Below are 14,962 nucleotides of genomic sequence, written 5' to 3' on the forward strand. Positions count from 1 at the left end.
GTTTTCCAAGTGTAATCTGGTATAAAAATTTCACATAATGGAATTATTTTATTAATAACTTTTTTGAGGAGAGGATATTATGGCCAAATCACCGCTTGGTATTATTTTTGCTGCGGCAGCGTTAGCACTTGCCGTGTCCCCTGAAGCCCGAAAAGCCGCACGCCAACTTGCTGTTAAAGGAGCAGAAATTGTGCTTGAGCTCGCGGATCAAGTCAAAGACCGCACTAGAGAGCTACCAACCGTAGAAGCGACAAATAATGTAGAAAACGATACAGAACATCTGTTGCTGCCGTAACCATTGGCAAATGTTCAATAATTTAAAAAACGCATAGTGGGGAATTATTAATCTGGAGTACAAACCATCAAACAAAGGAGAGATCAACATGCTTCAAGGCAATTCATTATGGGGTGGTCTTATCTCTGGAGGTATAAGCCAAGTGCAAGATACCATTAGCTTGACCAAAGGACAAATGGACAATAAAGAATATATGGTGCATACGTCGGGGAATGTAACTGGGGCACTCGGCGTCATGGCTGGTATTGAGTATGGGGCTATCCTTGGAACTTCGCTGTTGCCAGGAGTAGGGACAGTTCTGGGGTCGATTGTGGGTGGATTATTAGGGAACAATGTGGGTCATAGAGTCGGGATGCAAGCAGGCAGTGCTCTTGTTAACAGTCGTATGGTCAGCAATCTGACACAATCTGCAGCGAAAAATACAGAATCAACATCAGCCCAGGGTATGGATGCAATGCAGCAAGCAACTTCTTACGAATAAATAAAAGATTATCCGGATACTCGCTAACTTTGTTTAGCGAGTTTTACCCATTTTAACAATGAGAGGAGGCCCAACAATCATGCGTAAAAACGATGAGAATATTCCCGACACGATCACGATTCGCCTCGGTGCCACGTGGCAATTGTTACAAAAAATACGGTATTTATTATTTAGAAGAAAAGCATAAGCAGATGGAGGCGTGCTCCTTGAATTATATTAACCGTGAAATAAGTTGGCTACAATTTAACAGACGTGTTCTTGAGGAAGCGCAGGACGAGAGTACTCCACTGCTGGAGCGAACAAAGTTCTTGTCGATTGTTTCCACCAATCTGGATGAGTTTGTTAGTGTCAGGGTCGCAGGCCTTATGGATAAAATTAGAGCGGGTAATCCAGAGGTCGATTTCACTGGTTTTACCCCGCAACAGTTACAAGATAAAGTCATCAGCATGATTGAGCAGTTAGTAGCAGATCAGTATGCCACCCACGCGCGAATTCTTCAGCTGTTAAAGGAAGAGGGCCTTGTTTTTACTGCTTACTGTGAGCTTAATCCTGCGCAGAGAAGAGAAATGGAAATTTATTATCATGAAAAAGTATTTCCCGTGCTCACTCCTCTCGCTATCGATAAAAGCCGCCCTTTTCCTCTGATTCGTTCGAAAAGCGTCTATTTGGCCGTTGCCTTGAAGCCGCCTTCCGATGCAGCAGGCAAGGAAGCCTATATTGCTTTGGTTGAAATTCCGTCCAATTTGCCTAGATATATTGAGGTTCCATCGCTATTAGATCAAGAGCGTCGGCAGTTTATTTTACTCGAGGATTTGATTAAGCAGCATATTCACACTTTGTTTACAACGTATACGCCTCTTACTTTTCATACATTCCGTTTAACTCGCAATGCAGATCTCGATTTAAACGAGGAAGAAGCCGAGGATATTCTTGATGAAGTGGAAAAAGTACTACGCGCAAGGAAATGGGGTACTCCTGTCCGTCTAGAAATAGAATATGGATTTGATCCATTTGCACTGGAATTACTAGAAAAAGAACTGGAACTCGAAAGCCAATTCTTAATTACCAATGAAGGACCCATTGACTTGAGCTACTTCATGTCATTTTCCAATTCGATCAAGGGATATGAGCATCTCAGGTATTCGAGATTTGATCCTCTTTATCCGTGGGAATTTATGAAGACGGACGATTTTTTTTCAGTGCTGCGAAAAAAAGATGTTCTCTTATTTCATCCGTATGAATCGTTTGACGCTGTAAACGATTTTGTCGAGCATGCCGCTGCCGATCCATCCGTTATGGCTATTAAAATGACCTTGTATCGCGTAAACGGTAATTCACGGATTATTCGCTCTTTGAATCGAGCTGCCGAAGCAGGAAAGCAGGTCACTGTAGTTGTCGAATTGAAAGCACGGTTTGATGAAGCCAAAAATATTGAATGGGCAAAGGAATTAGAAAAATCAGGATGTCATGTCGTTTACGGCTTATCCGGGCTGAAAATTCATGCCAAAATGATATTGGTTGTACGTAAGGAAGCAGATTCTCTTAGACGGTACATTCATGTGGCGACCGGAAATTACAACGAAGTATCGGCGCAAGTATTTACAGATATCGGACTGTTCTCTTCCTATCCAGAGATCGGCGAAGATGTTTCCAATTTATTTAACAAAATCACTGGATTTTCCGCCCCAAATCAGTGGCATTACCTCAGCGTAGCTCCGGCACATCTGAAACAACGCTTATTGGGCTGTATTCAACGCGAAGTGGAACATGCCTTAAGCGGTAAACCCGCAAGGATTATAGCCAAAATGAATTCGCTATCGAATAAGCAGTTGATCGACGAGATATATACTGCATCCCAGGCAGGCGTGCAAATTGATCTGATCGTTCGTGGCATCTGCTGCCTGCGTCCAGGAATTCCCGGACTGAGCGACAATATTACCGTCCGCAGCATTGTCGGCCGATTTTTGGAGCATTCCCGAATTTTTTATTTTGAGAACGGCGGGACACCTCAAGTATGGCTCTCCAGCGCAGATTGGATGACCAGAAATATGGACAAGCGGATTGAATTGATGTGTCCACTGCTGAATAAAGAACATCAATCTGTCGTCATCGAATATTTATTGCTGCTGCTAAGTGATAATATGAAAGCCCGACAGCTGCTCTCCAATGGACAATATGCCATAGCGCATAATGAACAGTTCCCCTGCCTTAGCCAGTCAGAGGCCAAACATCTTATAGTAAGGAAAAACAACTCCTTTCCTGTAAAAAACGACTGCATAATCCCATTGGCAGCCTCAGCGAACACAAACGGGTCAGACCTGATTCACTGACTGTTATCATCCCCTGTATGGAATCGCGTAAGAAGATTGTGCAATTGATCCAAAAGATGTGGCGCTATATCTAAAATCCTGTCGTATACCGTAGGAGAGTTATCCAGGTAGATCGTTTGGACGCCCATTTTTCCAATAATGATAATGGCGAGAGGGGTTACGGACGCACCTCCGCCCATACCTCCTCCAAATGGCGGCATCACTCTTGCGGATTCCTGGTTGTGCTTAACCAGATCTCTTCCACCTGCTGCAAAGCCATAGCTTACTTTACAAACCGGTATGACCATAGTGCCATCAGAGACGACAACTGGTTCTCCAATGGTCGTATTGACATTCACCATCCCCTGAAGTTGATCCTTCACCGTTTGAAAAAAAGATTGTAATGGACGCTCTGACATTCCATTCACCTCTCTGCAATGGTTCTATTCTGTCATTGTAGTCAGGATTGGAAAAGAATAAACCGCATTCTATCTTCGGTCAGCAGAAATTTCGATTAGATTCTTAATCAGTTCTCTATACCATAGAGAGCCATGCACGATCCTGTCTCCATTCTACTTGCACAGGTGTTTCAAAAAAGGCACTAAGTGTCTCGCTGCTCAGAATATCAGATGTTTTACCTTTAGCAAAAACAGTCCCACGGCGAATCAAAATGGTATGCGTGTACATTGGTAGAATTTCTTCAATATGATGTGTAACATACAATAAATTCGGCGAACCTGGCGTCTCAGAAAGCTGTTGAATGCTGGTTAGTAAGGATTCCCGGGAAAAGAAATCCAGGCCGTTACAAGCCTCGTCCAAAATCAGCAACTTAGGCAAAGCCATTAAAGCGCGAGCAATAAGCACTTTTTGCTTTTCACCTTGTGAGCATCCCTGATACAACCGATCTACGAGATGAGCACAGCCCAGTTGGGTCATAAGCTGAACGGCTTGTTCATAATCTGTATCCGTCGTTTGGTCATAAAGCCCAATGGAGGCGAATTTGCCGCTAATAACAACATCCTGCGTGCGTTGACTCCCATTGATTCTTTCCTGTAAAGAGGAACTGACCCAACCAATAGATTTGCGCAGCTCCCTCAGATCAACATCCCCAAAGGTATGACTTAATACACTGACACTACCTGTGGTTGGCCATATATAGCCATTAATCATATTGAGCATCGTTGTTTTACCTGATCCATTCAAGCCAAGTACAGCCCAATGTTCTCCCTCAGCTACCTGCCAATTGATTTGATCGAGTATAGTGCGGTTATCTCTCTTCCAACTTACATTGTTAAGTTCAATGACAGAATTCATGACTGTACACCCTTTCTATTCATCGTATCATCAGATGTTTATAAGCATAAAAAAGTATTATTAACTTTGTTAATCTTCACTTTCGTATAAGAATAGCACAGGGTTACAGGTTGTTCAATTCTAATTCAATAGCCCGCCTAGGCTAGCTTGGAATAGGGTAGCCTAGGCGGGCATTTTAGTTGGTTTATGATTTAGGATTTCGGAGCAATGAAGACCGATTTATGAGGCAGTTTATCCGCTATTTCTCTAGGAAGGTTCAGATTCGTTGCCAATACATCAACAGGGTTGCCAGCCATCCACTCACTCAAGTCAATGGCCTCGTAATGACCACTGTTAAAACCAATCAAAATACGGCATACGTCCGATCCGATATTTTTAATATAATGCCCGGCTCCCATAGGCACATACCCGACATCTCCGGCTTCAAACTGCTCTGTCACTGCATTTCCTTCTGCCAGAAATACAGTCATTTCTGCATTGCCGTCCAAATAGTATTGCCATTCATCCGCATTGGGATGCCAATGCATTTCTCGCAATCCACCCGGCTCTAGTTCAATCACAGATCCTGCCATTGTCGAAGAAATAGGAAAATCTTCTACTGTAACGGTGCGCTGAGTCCCTCCGCCCGGCGCCAATCTGGGCTGTTTGGCCATTAAAGGATAGCGGTGTTTAGTAATCAGATCGGAAGAAATACGAGGAAATGCATCATGAGATGCGGTAGATGGAACAGGCCCTTTTGCAAAATAAGCTTCCTTTTTTGGTAAAAGAGCGAGCTCGTCGGCTGCAAGTCCGAGATTCTGCATGACAACAGGCGCGGGAGTGTGAGCGATAAAATCAGTAATGCTAAACGTATGGTCCTCCGAAAAATCACCATTATCGAAAATCAGGATAAAATGACATTCTCCAGGACCAAGACCTTGAATGGAGTGACCATAACCACGCGGAAAATACCATACATCACCTGGGTTAAAAATATCGACATAGGAAGTACCATCTGGATGGATAACAGTAGTCCGACAGGAGCCACTAATCACATAGGCCCATTCAGCTGCATTGGCATGCCAGTGAAGTTCGCGCATCCCACCCGGCTCGAGACGCATAGAAACCCCTGCTATTCCTTCTGATACAGGAAAATCACGGACTGAAGCCCCTCGCGTGATACCTCCTGGTCCGGTTCTGGGTTCCTTTTTTTCCAAAGCATACTTAAATGATTTCATCGCGATTCCTCCTTAAAATCATTCCATATGTCTATGTTTTCTTATCTGACCGCATCTATTATATACCTTTAATGTTAAAGAAATCAAATTCATTCATTCTTTATCAATAGGAGATTTGATTTGATCCTTATATTCATCAAAATATACATTTCCATCAGTACTGATTACTGCATAATTGATTTCTTTAAGAGAGAGTCCCTTCTTTTTTATCTGTGCTTGCAGCCATTCTGTTGTGAGGTTATTCTGTTGTAAATTCGCTTCAATGATATCCCCGTCCATAATCAGTTCAATGGGAAAAGCCAGCTCAGTCTGACCTTTCAAATGCAAATCCTTTTTGACCACAGGCATACAATCCGGCTTGGGTAAGACAGAAATACTTCCATTCAGCTCAAGTACGGCATACTGAACATCTTGAATATTAAAAAAATTTTTCCCCCTCAGTTCCTGGTTCAATGTATCCAGCGTAACCTTAAGCTTTCTCATATTGCCCTCCATAATTTTTCCTTCCTGAATTAACACGGTTGGTTTGCCCGAAAACCAACTTCGCAGCTTCTGGTTCTTCATAGCTAAAACCATCAGCAAGTAAGCAATTCCAGTAAATGTAAGCATGGAGGTTAGTAAAATTCTTATACTTATGGTGTTATTAAAGGCAAGATTCGCAGTAATGGACCCTAATGTAATGACAGCTACAAAATCATGGTAGGTCATTTGTGCAATCGTCGGTTTCCCCAAAAGACGTGCTAGGAACATCATTAGTGCAAATGCGGATATTGACCTTAGCATGGTTTCCCATAATTCCATATACCAAGCCCTCATTTCTGATTATTTTCAACTAGTTTTTCCAATTTCATTTTTTTGATTACATTCATATCAATAGGTCAATAAAATGTTTTTCTATATGAGTGCACAATCAAAGATTTCGAACAGCGACATAAAACAGGAAAATTGAGTATGTAAAAAAGGATGAATCTTGAAGATATTCATCCTTTTATTTCACTTGTACAGCTCAATCTTAAAAGCGATTCCTCGCTCATGAACTTTTCACATTTTTTTGAGTTTTTAATGTTATTTTCATTTTTATTTTATTTTCATTTTTATCGCTATTCTTCTTTTCCTTGCTTGGGACTGTAACTTTCCTTTTCTCATTCGCCAGTCGCCAATAGCTTATTACTTTTCGGTACATAGACTTATCTGTCAGTTGGTTAAAAATATATGGATCTGGCTTCGTATTCACCTCAATAATCCATGGGGTAAAGCTACGATCCAGTCCAATGTCCACACCAATTTGCCGGAAATTCGGATATGTTTTTTGTAGTTGCGTAGCAATGCTAATCCCCAGTTCATTGAGCTTTTTGATCAGCTCAGCCTGCTTACTTTGCGACAAGTGTGATTTCAATAGCTGCTCTATGGCCATCGGCTTACCACCACTATGATAGTTGGTCACGATTTTACGGGGATGACCCAGGCGTCCAATAATCCCGGTAGCTTCCCATGGCCCTTTTGCATTACGCTGCACCATGACCCGGATATCAAAATAACGATTTTGATGGCGCAATAAATGGATTCCCTTTTGAATGAGGTAACTTTTTTTTCCAGTATGTTTTGATAGGCTGGTAATTAGCGCATCCAATTGTTTGAATTCCAGACGCTTTTCCTCATACTGGTAAGCAAAACGCTGGCCTGCCTCCTTTTCAACTTTCATCACACCTTTACCAAAGGTACCTAGGTCAGGCTTTACATAGACCATGCCATACTTCTCCAACATTGATTTCAAATTTGCTTTGTTGTATTTACGGGTTTCTGGTATAAACCGCTTGATGCTGCCATGCTGGAGCAATAATTTGGTTTTATGCCATTTGCTGCGCAAAGCCTGCGCTTGTGAAGAATTCACTTGCCCCTCTCCTCTCTACGGAACACTCCTAATTAAAAGATCACTCCATCGTATGCGTCAAATCCCCATTCGAAGCTCCATTCGCCCTCCCCTGCACAGAATTGGACGGTTGACCTTGCCCGGTCGAAAGTGCCTGTCCAAGCATACAATAATGGGAGACATCAGTAGCGTATATTGGCACGTATAGGAGTGAATAACATGTCTGCGCAATCTAATGGGTCACAGAAGGGTTCCCTTACAATTGATGTTCTGATCCCCGCAATTGAAAAAGATTTGGCTACACTGCCACTAGTCATTGACAGTCTGCGACGTCACGTGCAGCACCGCATTGCAACCATTTATATCGTTTCACCGCAAAGCACCAAACTTCGCCGTCTATGTGCAAACAAGAAGTGTACATTTATAGACGAAAAAACGGTGCTGCCCATCACTAAAAAGCATATTCATTACGGAACAACACGTTGGGATCGCTCAGGCTGGCTGTATCAGCAATTGCTTAAAATGAATGGCGACAAAATCAGTAAATCATCCTTTTTTCTCGTTATAGACGCGGACACCATATTGATACGTCCACATACGTTCCGTAAAGACGGAAAAACAATTTTTTACTATCGCAATTGGAGCCAACCTGAGTATTTTCGCACCTACCGTAAGCTGATGGGGGCTAAAGCTCCATCACCAAAGTCCTTTGTCACTCACTATATGCTTTTTGAAAAAACACGGCTCGCCCAGCTTAAGCAGGTTATCCAGGCCCGACATGGGAAACCTTGGTACAACGCCATAATCCAAAGCATAGACCGAACAAAACAGTTTGGATTTTCCGAATATGAAACGTATGCCAACCATTTATACAGCAATCAGCCCTCTAAGATGATTTTGCGCAAAGCATTGAATAAAGCGCTTCATAGTCGTGCTTCTTCGCTATCACAAAAACAATTGGATGTCTTCGCTCAAAGCCACCGCTCCTTATCTTTTCATCAACGCAAAGTGTACCAACTGGCTCCAAAAGCAAAGATTCAATCTGCAAAGAAATAGTTTCTAAAATAATAAATCTCGCCATTGTTGATGCAATTCAAATGGTCTGTATTGAAGGAGGAAACGTCCGTGCGCATCGTATTGTTATGCGGAGGTGCCGGAAAACGACTATGGCCATTATCCAATGATATTCGGTCGAAGCTGTTTCTCCGGTTGTTGCCCGCTCCTGACGGACAGCAGGAATCTATGCTCGGTCGGGTGTATCGTCAGCTTAGTTTAGCCCAGTTGGATTCTTCTGCCTTGCTTCTGGCCCATCGAAGTCAGGTAAATCTAGCCTTTCGTCATACAGAAGGTCGTCTGCCCGTTCTTGGCGAGCCCGCCAAACGGGGAACCTTCACAGCTGCTGCACTCGCTGCTGCTTATTTTCACACGAGAGGCATGGGGCTGGATGAAGTTCTCTGCATAGCTCCAGCAGATATGTTTGCAGGTGATGACTTCTTCCACAGCATAGCAGCGCTCTCCGATCTATTGCTCGAAAGCGGAGCCGACCTGGCTATGCTTGGGACAAGGCCTACCCATGCCTCCGACCAATATGGATATATCGTTCCGGGTCTGCAAATGAGGCAGGAAGGGAAATCGGCTTATGCACAAGTTGCTCGCTTCACAGAAAAGCCGGATCTCTCTGGGGCACAACAGCTAATTAACCAAGGCGCACTGTGGAACTGCGGTATTTACGCTTTTACGTTACGGTATATGCTCTCCTGTATGAAGCAAAGCCAACTGCCGCTGAACGATAAAGAACTGTGCGCTATGTATGATGGCCTTCCGGTTCGTAGCTTCGATGAAGAGATTGCGGAACGTGCTGAACGGGCCGTTGTCCTGCCTTATGAGGGCGAATGGCACGATATCGGCAACTGGCAGGCCTTAACAGAGCAACTAGGAAACCAAGTGATCGGGCGTGGACAAATCAGTGGTGGGACTCACGGCACACACATCGTCAATGAACTGCCCTACCCAATTCATGTTATTGGCGTGGAGGGTATTATCGCTGCTGCCAGCCCTGACGGTATACTCATTGCTTCCAAGAGCCATGCCCACGCAATCAAGGAGCAGCTAGGCAAACTACAACTTCACCCCATGCACGGTGAAACCTCTTGGGGCAATTACCGCGTGCTGGACGAGTTTGATCAACGGAGTCCGCATGACATCTTAGCTCTACGACTAACGGTGTTACCGGATCATCGGTTGAATGGACGTGTTCACGGCAGCGGACTTAAAGTATGGACAGTCGTATCTGGCCGGGGAGAGGTTATGCTAAACGGAGAGCGCTTTGCTGCGGCAAGCGGGTCTGTTTTTAACATTCCAGTCGATACGTGCCACACAATCCGTGCGGATCTGGATTCCGCACTGGAATTGATTGAGGTGCGGCTGGGTCACAGTTTGGTGAGCGCCTTCTATAAATCCGATTCCTGAACACAGAGTTTTACATCTAAATAAATAGATTTCTGCACGAAGATCGCACATCAAAAAAATCGCTCGTGAGCAAGGTAATTACAATTCTTTGCTCATAAAGCGATTTTTTTGTGAAGTTACCTCTCATAAGGTAACCGTCATAACCTTGCTAGATAAATAAACCTTGTTAGCCTTAACCATCCCGGCTTCCCTTAAGAAGTGCTGTACGATTTTCATTTGATAGTGTATACGTACTTTCTGCGGCAGGCTCCACCCCGTTTCCACGGTAACTGCACGTGCCCTTAAAATACGGGCTGCAGCGGTGCGAGAGGAACCTGGAAGCTCATGCAATCGCATGTTGAAATGTCGGCCTTTCACCTTAATCGAGCGGTTCATTCGCTTCATAATCCGGCGAGCCGTGGGAACAACCAGGTTGCCCTTATTGGTGATCAGCGTTTGACCAAGCACCTTGGTATCCTTTTGTGACAATCCATTCGCCTCATGCAAGTCGAGATACCAATCAGGGTGATGCTTTTGTGTTAATTTGAATAGAGCAGCAGAAAGTGGATGTGTTGCTGGCTGCTTTTTCTGGCGCGGAAAGGTTCGATTAAGGTCAGGTTTGCCTCTAATTCGCTTGCGGTAAGCCTCTTGATTCACGATCGGCACAATAATAAGCTTGCCATGACTGAATTTCAGCGTTTGCTCCTTCAAAAGCTTTACAAGTTTCTCAGCAGCACGTATACTTGCTATTTCATTACCGTGTATGCCTGCAACTATCATCGCGCACGGACCTTTCTGTCCCCCTGTGGCTACATAATAAGGAGTCGCCCAAGAAGAGCCCTTTCCAAGCATGTATCGTTTGACCTGCATCCTCTTCACCTCCGTATAGGCTTACGTTGTCCTCTCTTCTGTTCTCGCCGGTGGATGATCTCACGGTATAGTCTCAAGTAGTTGCTGGTCATCTGTTTGTTGGTAAATCTTTGGTTAACATATAACCGAAGCTGCGCAGGTGACGGATAATTTTTTCGCTGTACCTTTCGTGCCATTTGACCAACTGATTTGCAAATCAACTGTGGAAAGCCTGACAGCACCTCGGGAACAGAGCCATTTTTTAATGCCAGTACTGGTGTTCCACAAGCCATAGCCTCTACCATTACGAGTCCAAACGGCTCTTCCCACAATGATGGAAACAACAGGCACTCTGCATGTTTCAGCAGCTTCTGTTTTCGATCCCCCCCTACTGGCCCCACATAGCGTATATTTGGATTGCCCTGAATTCGAGCCTGAATCTCTCGGCGAAAAAATACAGGGGCTTTGATAGGACCCGCAATAAGGAGTCTTTTGTCTGTTCGCTCTGCAACCTGAATGGCTTGCAATACCCCTTTATTCGGTATGATTCTGCCCATAAATAGCAAGTAGCCGCGTTTCTCACTGCTGAACTCGTATTCATGGGTGTTAATGCCGTTATAGATATAAAATCCTTTGCCTCCACCCATCAGCTGACGTGCTCGTTTACTGACATATACCGGGTTTTTACCGTGTTTCTTTACCGGGAGATGAACGGTGCATACTGATGGGCAAGGCAGCTTCGTGCGCCCCATAGCAGAGCGGAAGGTATGGTCATGAATGATATCGGTGCCGGAAGGCATGTGACGAAGTACATATTGGGGGATCTGATTATGTTTTAAACCCTTGGGATAAGTAACCAATTGCGCGTTGCTCCTGCTCCCACGAGCGGCAAAAAGAGATACATGGTGCCCTCTTCTCACTAATTCCTCTGTTAATTCATGCACAACCTTTTCCGTTCCGCCCTTAATAGAGGGTACAGGCTGTGCATTGGGATAGTTGGATATGACCTGCACAATGGTTAGCGGTCGATTATCGAGTGCTCTGTTCTGCTTTGAAGCCATACAAATTCCCCTTCCTTACAGAAAATACGGTGTGATCTTTACGAAGTCAACGGGAATCTAGCATACTCCCGTACAAGTTATAAGTTGTAATATATAGGTATGTATGTTTTGCATGATTGCTTGTGCCAATCGTCTGCAAGTCGTTTTTTGTCATACGGACCTAGCCATAAAAGAGAAACCTCCCTATATAATTTGTCAAGACAAAGTTAAGGAGAAAATTCTCATCGTTTTCTAATAAAGCAGGGCAAAACGTTGGGGTAACAGGATTGTAACCTTCAGTGGTAAATTCCGGATATTTTATTTGTGTTATTGTCATCTCAAGACACCAACACAATACGAATAACGGAGGGAATTATATATGAAACGTACTTCTAAAAAATTGTGGATGGGTATTTGCTTTACGATGACATTGGCATTGAGCGCAGGGAGCTTCGTCGTTGGACCAGACACCACTCATGCTGCTTCGGCAAGTAAAGTTGATCAGATTATTTCAACAGGATCCCAGTTTATGGGCGTACGTTATGAGCATGGAGCTCCAGCGGGTAGTACAAGCTCTTTTGATTGCTCTTCGTTCACTCAGTATGTTTTTGCACAAAATGGAATTAAGCTTCCACGCTCGTCCAAACAGCAGTCAACTGTAGGCACTTATGTACCGCGTAGTCAGCTTAAAAAAGGCGATTTGGTCTTTTTCTATGCACCAATTCACCATGTAGCCATTTACATGGGAGACGGCAAAATTTTGCACACATTTGGTAAAGGCGGCGTAACGGTTACGGATCTAAATTCGGGATGGTGGAGTCGCAATTACACAGAAGCACGTCGTGTCCTTTAGGAACATTTTGGAATCCTATTCACCGACTGCTTAACATAATACAAACAACAGGAAAGGCTGTTCCCCTGAGTAGATACATCTACCAGTGGGACAGCCTTTCCTGTTGTTTTTGAGGCAAAGTGACGATGACCTCCGTTCCTTCACCTTCTACGCTTTCTATTCGTATCAACCCCTGATGAGCATCTGTTATCACCTTGGCGATCGGCAAGCCCAGCCCGGTTCCTCCGGTTTTACGATGTCTGGAGCTGTCTACCCGATAAAATCGCTCAAAGACACGCTTGATCTCGCCCTCAGGTATACCAATTCCGTAATCCTTAACCCGGAGGTAAACATCTTTTTCATCGGAAGATATCCATATTTCGATTTTATCTGAGCTATACTTCAACGCATTATCCAGTAGGATGACTAGCAACTGCTTCATTTTCGCAAGATTAGCGTCCAGCCAAATCTCCTTCTCTTCAGTAATAATAGAAATTTGACGGTCATGTACAGGCTTGAGATGTGCTACTACCTGTTGACAGCAACCGATCAACTCTATCCGCTCATACGGTTCAGGATCTTTTTGCTGTGAGGAGGCCAATGTCAGCAATTGCTGCGTCATCGTACGCATTCTTTGAGTTTCTTCATAAATTGATTCAATCGATTCCTTACGTATGTCCTCGTCGCTCGTACCCCACCGCCGAAGCATGTTGGCATAGCCCTCAATAATCATCAATGTTGTATTCAGCTCATGTGAGGCATCAGAAACGAACTGCTGCTGGTTCTGAAAGCTTTCCTCCAATCTCACCACCATTTGGTTAAAGGTTGCGGTCATTTGGGACAATTCATCTTGATTATGACTGCCGACAGGAATTTTTTTGAATTTCAAGCTTCTTTCGATCTCCTGCATTGTCTGAATACTACTGGAAATCGGCAGCAGTATTGCATTCGCCAAAATCGTGCTACCTACCAGACTAAGCAACATAGCTCCAACAGTCGATGTGATCAGAATTGTATTTAAGATATCGAGATTGTTTTCGAGCGCATCCCATTTTTCTATAATTTCTAGTGTTCCTTTTTGACTACCTTCTGGTGAAAGCACTGGAAGATGAATGATCAGGATTTTATGATCCTTTACATTCATTAGTTGAGAGCTTTGAGAAAGGTTAAACCGTATTTCGTTCAGCTTGAAATGGGATTGGCGGCTTACTTCATACAGGAGATGAGATTGCTGATCAAATACCCTCAGAATGGTATCACCGGAAAGTTCATCTTTCAGCTTGGGCCCCCATGCATTTTTCAAAATCATCGTAGGTCCTGTTTCGGCAATAATTTCAGTCCACTTATTTTGCAGCACTTCTCTTTCATTGCGAGTAGCGATTTTGACAAATAATAGATGAACCGTGACGTCCACAAACAGGAGGATTGTCATCACTAAAATGGAGCTAAGCAAGGTAATTTTGGTCCGCAGCTTCAATGGTCTTCCTCCCGGATACAGTACCCAACGCCACGTACGGTTTTAATCAATTTCTTTTTGTATCCATGATCAATTTTTTTACGAACATACCGGATATAAACATCGACTACATTCGTATCACCGACAAAATCAAACCCCCACACGTCCTGAATCATTTGATCCCGATGCAACACCTGATTTTTGTGCTCCATCAGATAGAGCAGCAGATCAAATTCTTTGGGCGTAAGTTCGATGCGTTTTCCTTCCCTCACCACAGAGCGGGTCTTGCGTTCCAACATCAGGCTATCGACTTGGAGCTTGGACTGCTGCTGATCCTCTTTTGGTGAAACGGTAGCTGCCGGCTCCAATTGGTGCCTCATGCTGGCCCGCATTCGCGCTAATAATTCCTCAATTTCAAAAGGCTTTGTAATGTAATCGTTGGCACCTTCATCCAGACCTGACACTTTGTCAGGAGTTGTGTTACGTGCAGTGACCATGATTACTGGGGTATGATTGTCAACCTTTCGAATCTGCTTCAGCACCTCAACTCCGTTCATCTCCGGCAGCATCACATCGAGGATAATAATATCCCATGTATGGGCTAATGCTTTTTCCAATCCTTCTTTTCCCGTCTGTGCAATTTCAACCGTATACCCTTCGTGGGATAACTCCAACTGAAGCAATCTGAATATCTTCTCTTCATCATCAATGACCAGCACCGACTTTTTCATCGCAAAACCACCTATTTTCTATAGAAAAAACTAATAAGTAATGCACATAACATTCATTTTTTATTTGTTTTTAAGCTTTTATCCGTATAGTCGCTCTATAATAAAACTTTGTAATTCAAT

The 14,962-nt window shown here is 43.8% G+C and carries 16 protein-coding genes; 6 read left to right on the top strand and 10 right to left on the bottom strand.

From position 1 onward, the window contains the following. Positions 1–79 precede the first annotated feature (79 nt). The 3 genes from ABEW32_RS07310 (at position 80) to ppk1 (ending at position 3,106) form a co-directional block, all read left to right on the top strand. Complete coding sequence (locus ABEW32_RS07310; RefSeq protein ID WP_430186104.1) at positions 80–295, top strand: hypothetical protein; 216 nt, start codon at positions 80–82, stop codon at positions 293–295. 88 nt (positions 296–383) lie between these two features. Then, positions 384–776 (top strand): hypothetical protein, encoded by a 393-nt coding sequence (locus tag ABEW32_RS07315; RefSeq protein ID WP_430186106.1) that lies wholly within the window; start codon positions 384–386, stop codon positions 774–776. Positions 777–967: 191 nt separating this feature from the next. Further along, on the top strand, positions 968–3,106 hold the full coding sequence (gene ppk1, locus ABEW32_RS07320) for a polyphosphate kinase 1 (RefSeq protein WP_430186192.1): 2,139 nt from the start codon (positions 968–970) through the stop codon (positions 3,104–3,106). Here ppk1 and ytfJ read toward each other — a convergent pair. The 6 genes from ytfJ to ABEW32_RS07350 form a co-directional block, all read right to left on the bottom strand. After that, positions 3,100–3,504: a GerW family sporulation protein gene (gene ytfJ / locus ABEW32_RS07325; protein ID WP_430186108.1), complete on the bottom strand. Its 405-nt coding sequence runs from the start codon at positions 3,502–3,504 to the stop codon at positions 3,100–3,102. The genes ppk1 and ytfJ overlap by 7 nt on opposite strands. A 115-nt stretch (positions 3,505–3,619) precedes the next feature. Next, positions 3,620–4,399: an ABC transporter ATP-binding protein gene (locus tag ABEW32_RS07330; RefSeq protein ID WP_430186110.1), complete on the bottom strand. Its 780-nt coding sequence runs from the start codon at positions 4,397–4,399 to the stop codon at positions 3,620–3,622. A gap of 191 nt (positions 4,400–4,590) precedes the next feature. Next, positions 4,591–5,616: a cupin domain-containing protein gene (locus ABEW32_RS07335; protein WP_430186112.1), complete on the bottom strand. Its 1,026-nt coding sequence runs from the start codon at positions 5,614–5,616 to the stop codon at positions 4,591–4,593. A gap of 93 nt (positions 5,617–5,709) precedes the next feature. Beyond that, positions 5,710–6,417 (bottom strand): DUF421 domain-containing protein, encoded by a 708-nt coding sequence (locus ABEW32_RS07340; RefSeq protein WP_430186114.1) that lies wholly within the window; start codon positions 6,415–6,417, stop codon positions 5,710–5,712. 229 nt (positions 6,418–6,646) lie between these two features. After that, positions 6,647–7,507, bottom strand: a complete 861-nt coding sequence (locus ABEW32_RS07345) for a YheC/YheD family protein (protein WP_430186116.1) — start codon at positions 7,505–7,507, stop codon at positions 6,647–6,649. A 40-nt stretch (positions 7,508–7,547) separates the two neighbouring features. Then, a complete protein-coding gene (locus ABEW32_RS07350) occupies positions 7,548–7,688 on the bottom strand; it encodes a hypothetical protein (protein WP_430186118.1) in 141 nt (46 codons plus the stop codon). A 17-nt stretch (positions 7,689–7,705) separates the two neighbouring features. Between ABEW32_RS07350 and ABEW32_RS07355 the strand changes: the two genes are divergently transcribed. Continuing rightward, on the top strand, positions 7,706–8,542 hold the full coding sequence (locus tag ABEW32_RS07355) for a DUF6492 family protein (RefSeq protein WP_430186120.1): 837 nt from the start codon (positions 7,706–7,708) through the stop codon (positions 8,540–8,542). A 69-nt stretch (positions 8,543–8,611) separates the two neighbouring features. Then, positions 8,612–9,955, top strand: a complete 1,344-nt coding sequence (locus ABEW32_RS07360; protein WP_430186122.1) for a sugar phosphate nucleotidyltransferase — start codon at positions 8,612–8,614, stop codon at positions 9,953–9,955. A 123-nt stretch (positions 9,956–10,078) separates the two neighbouring features. Here ABEW32_RS07360 and ABEW32_RS07365 read toward each other — a convergent pair whose 3' ends face one another. Then, positions 10,079–10,804, bottom strand: a complete 726-nt coding sequence (locus ABEW32_RS07365) for a succinylglutamate desuccinylase/aspartoacylase family protein (RefSeq protein ID WP_430186124.1) — start codon at positions 10,802–10,804, stop codon at positions 10,079–10,081. 5 nt (positions 10,805–10,809) lie between these two features. Continuing rightward, positions 10,810–11,844, bottom strand: a complete 1,035-nt coding sequence (locus ABEW32_RS07370; protein WP_430186126.1) for a glycosyltransferase family 4 protein — start codon at positions 11,842–11,844, stop codon at positions 10,810–10,812. Between the two features lie 358 nt (positions 11,845–12,202). Here ABEW32_RS07370 and ABEW32_RS07375 point away from each other — a divergent pair, with 358 nt between their 5' ends. Further along, entirely contained in the window at positions 12,203–12,676 is a 474-nt protein-coding gene (locus ABEW32_RS07375) for a C40 family peptidase (RefSeq protein WP_430186128.1), read from the top strand. A 79-nt stretch (positions 12,677–12,755) separates the two neighbouring features. Here ABEW32_RS07375 and ABEW32_RS07380 read toward each other — a convergent pair whose 3' ends face one another. Together ABEW32_RS07380 and ABEW32_RS07385 are read right to left on the bottom strand one after the other, a co-directional pair. Then, the gene (locus ABEW32_RS07380) at positions 12,756–14,132 is read right to left on the bottom strand and encodes a sensor histidine kinase (RefSeq protein WP_430186130.1); all 1,377 of its coding nucleotides are present in this window, start codon (positions 14,130–14,132) and stop codon (positions 12,756–12,758) included. Further along, entirely contained in the window at positions 14,129–14,842 is a 714-nt protein-coding gene (locus tag ABEW32_RS07385; RefSeq protein ID WP_430186132.1) for a response regulator transcription factor, read from the bottom strand. Before ABEW32_RS07385 ends, ABEW32_RS07380 begins: the two co-directional genes overlap by 4 nt. Between the last annotated feature and the right edge of the window lie 120 nt (positions 14,843–14,962).

It is taken from the genome of Paenibacillus jamilae (genome assembly GCF_050482105.1).
In the GTDB taxonomy this organism is placed as follows: Bacteria; Bacillota; Bacilli; order Paenibacillales; family Paenibacillaceae; genus Paenibacillus; species Paenibacillus jamilae_B.

Excerpts from the sequence above, each read along its gene's own strand:
- ABEW32_RS07310 (WP_430186104.1), top strand. The coding sequence starts at position 80 with ATGGCCAAATCACCGCTTGGTATTATTTTTGCTGCGGCAGCGTTAGCA.
- ABEW32_RS07340 (WP_430186114.1), bottom strand. The coding sequence starts at position 6,417 with ATGGAATTATGGGAAACCATGCTAAGGTCAATATCCGCATTTGCACTA.
- ABEW32_RS07375 (WP_430186128.1), top strand. The coding sequence starts at position 12,203 with ATGAAACGTACTTCTAAAAAATTGTGGATGGGTATTTGCTTTACGATG.
- ppk1 (WP_430186192.1), top strand. The coding sequence starts at position 968 with ATGGAGGCGTGCTCCTTGAATTATATTAACCGTGAAATAAGTTGGCTA.
- ABEW32_RS07330 (WP_430186110.1), bottom strand. The coding sequence starts at position 4,399 with ATGAATTCTGTCATTGAACTTAACAATGTAAGTTGGAAGAGAGATAAC.
- ABEW32_RS07385 (WP_430186132.1), bottom strand. The coding sequence starts at position 14,842 with ATGAAAAAGTCGGTGCTGGTCATTGATGATGAAGAGAAGATATTCAGA.
- ytfJ (WP_430186108.1), bottom strand. The coding sequence starts at position 3,504 with ATGTCAGAGCGTCCATTACAATCTTTTTTTCAAACGGTGAAGGATCAA.
- ABEW32_RS07370 (WP_430186126.1), bottom strand. The coding sequence starts at position 11,844 with ATGGCTTCAAAGCAGAACAGAGCACTCGATAATCGACCGCTAACCATT.
- ABEW32_RS07335 (WP_430186112.1), bottom strand. The coding sequence starts at position 5,616 with ATGAAATCATTTAAGTATGCTTTGGAAAAAAAGGAACCCAGAACCGGA.
- ABEW32_RS07365 (WP_430186124.1), bottom strand. The coding sequence starts at position 10,804 with ATGCAGGTCAAACGATACATGCTTGGAAAGGGCTCTTCTTGGGCGACT.
- ABEW32_RS07315 (WP_430186106.1), top strand. The coding sequence starts at position 384 with ATGCTTCAAGGCAATTCATTATGGGGTGGTCTTATCTCTGGAGGTATA.
- ABEW32_RS07355 (WP_430186120.1), top strand. The coding sequence starts at position 7,706 with ATGTCTGCGCAATCTAATGGGTCACAGAAGGGTTCCCTTACAATTGAT.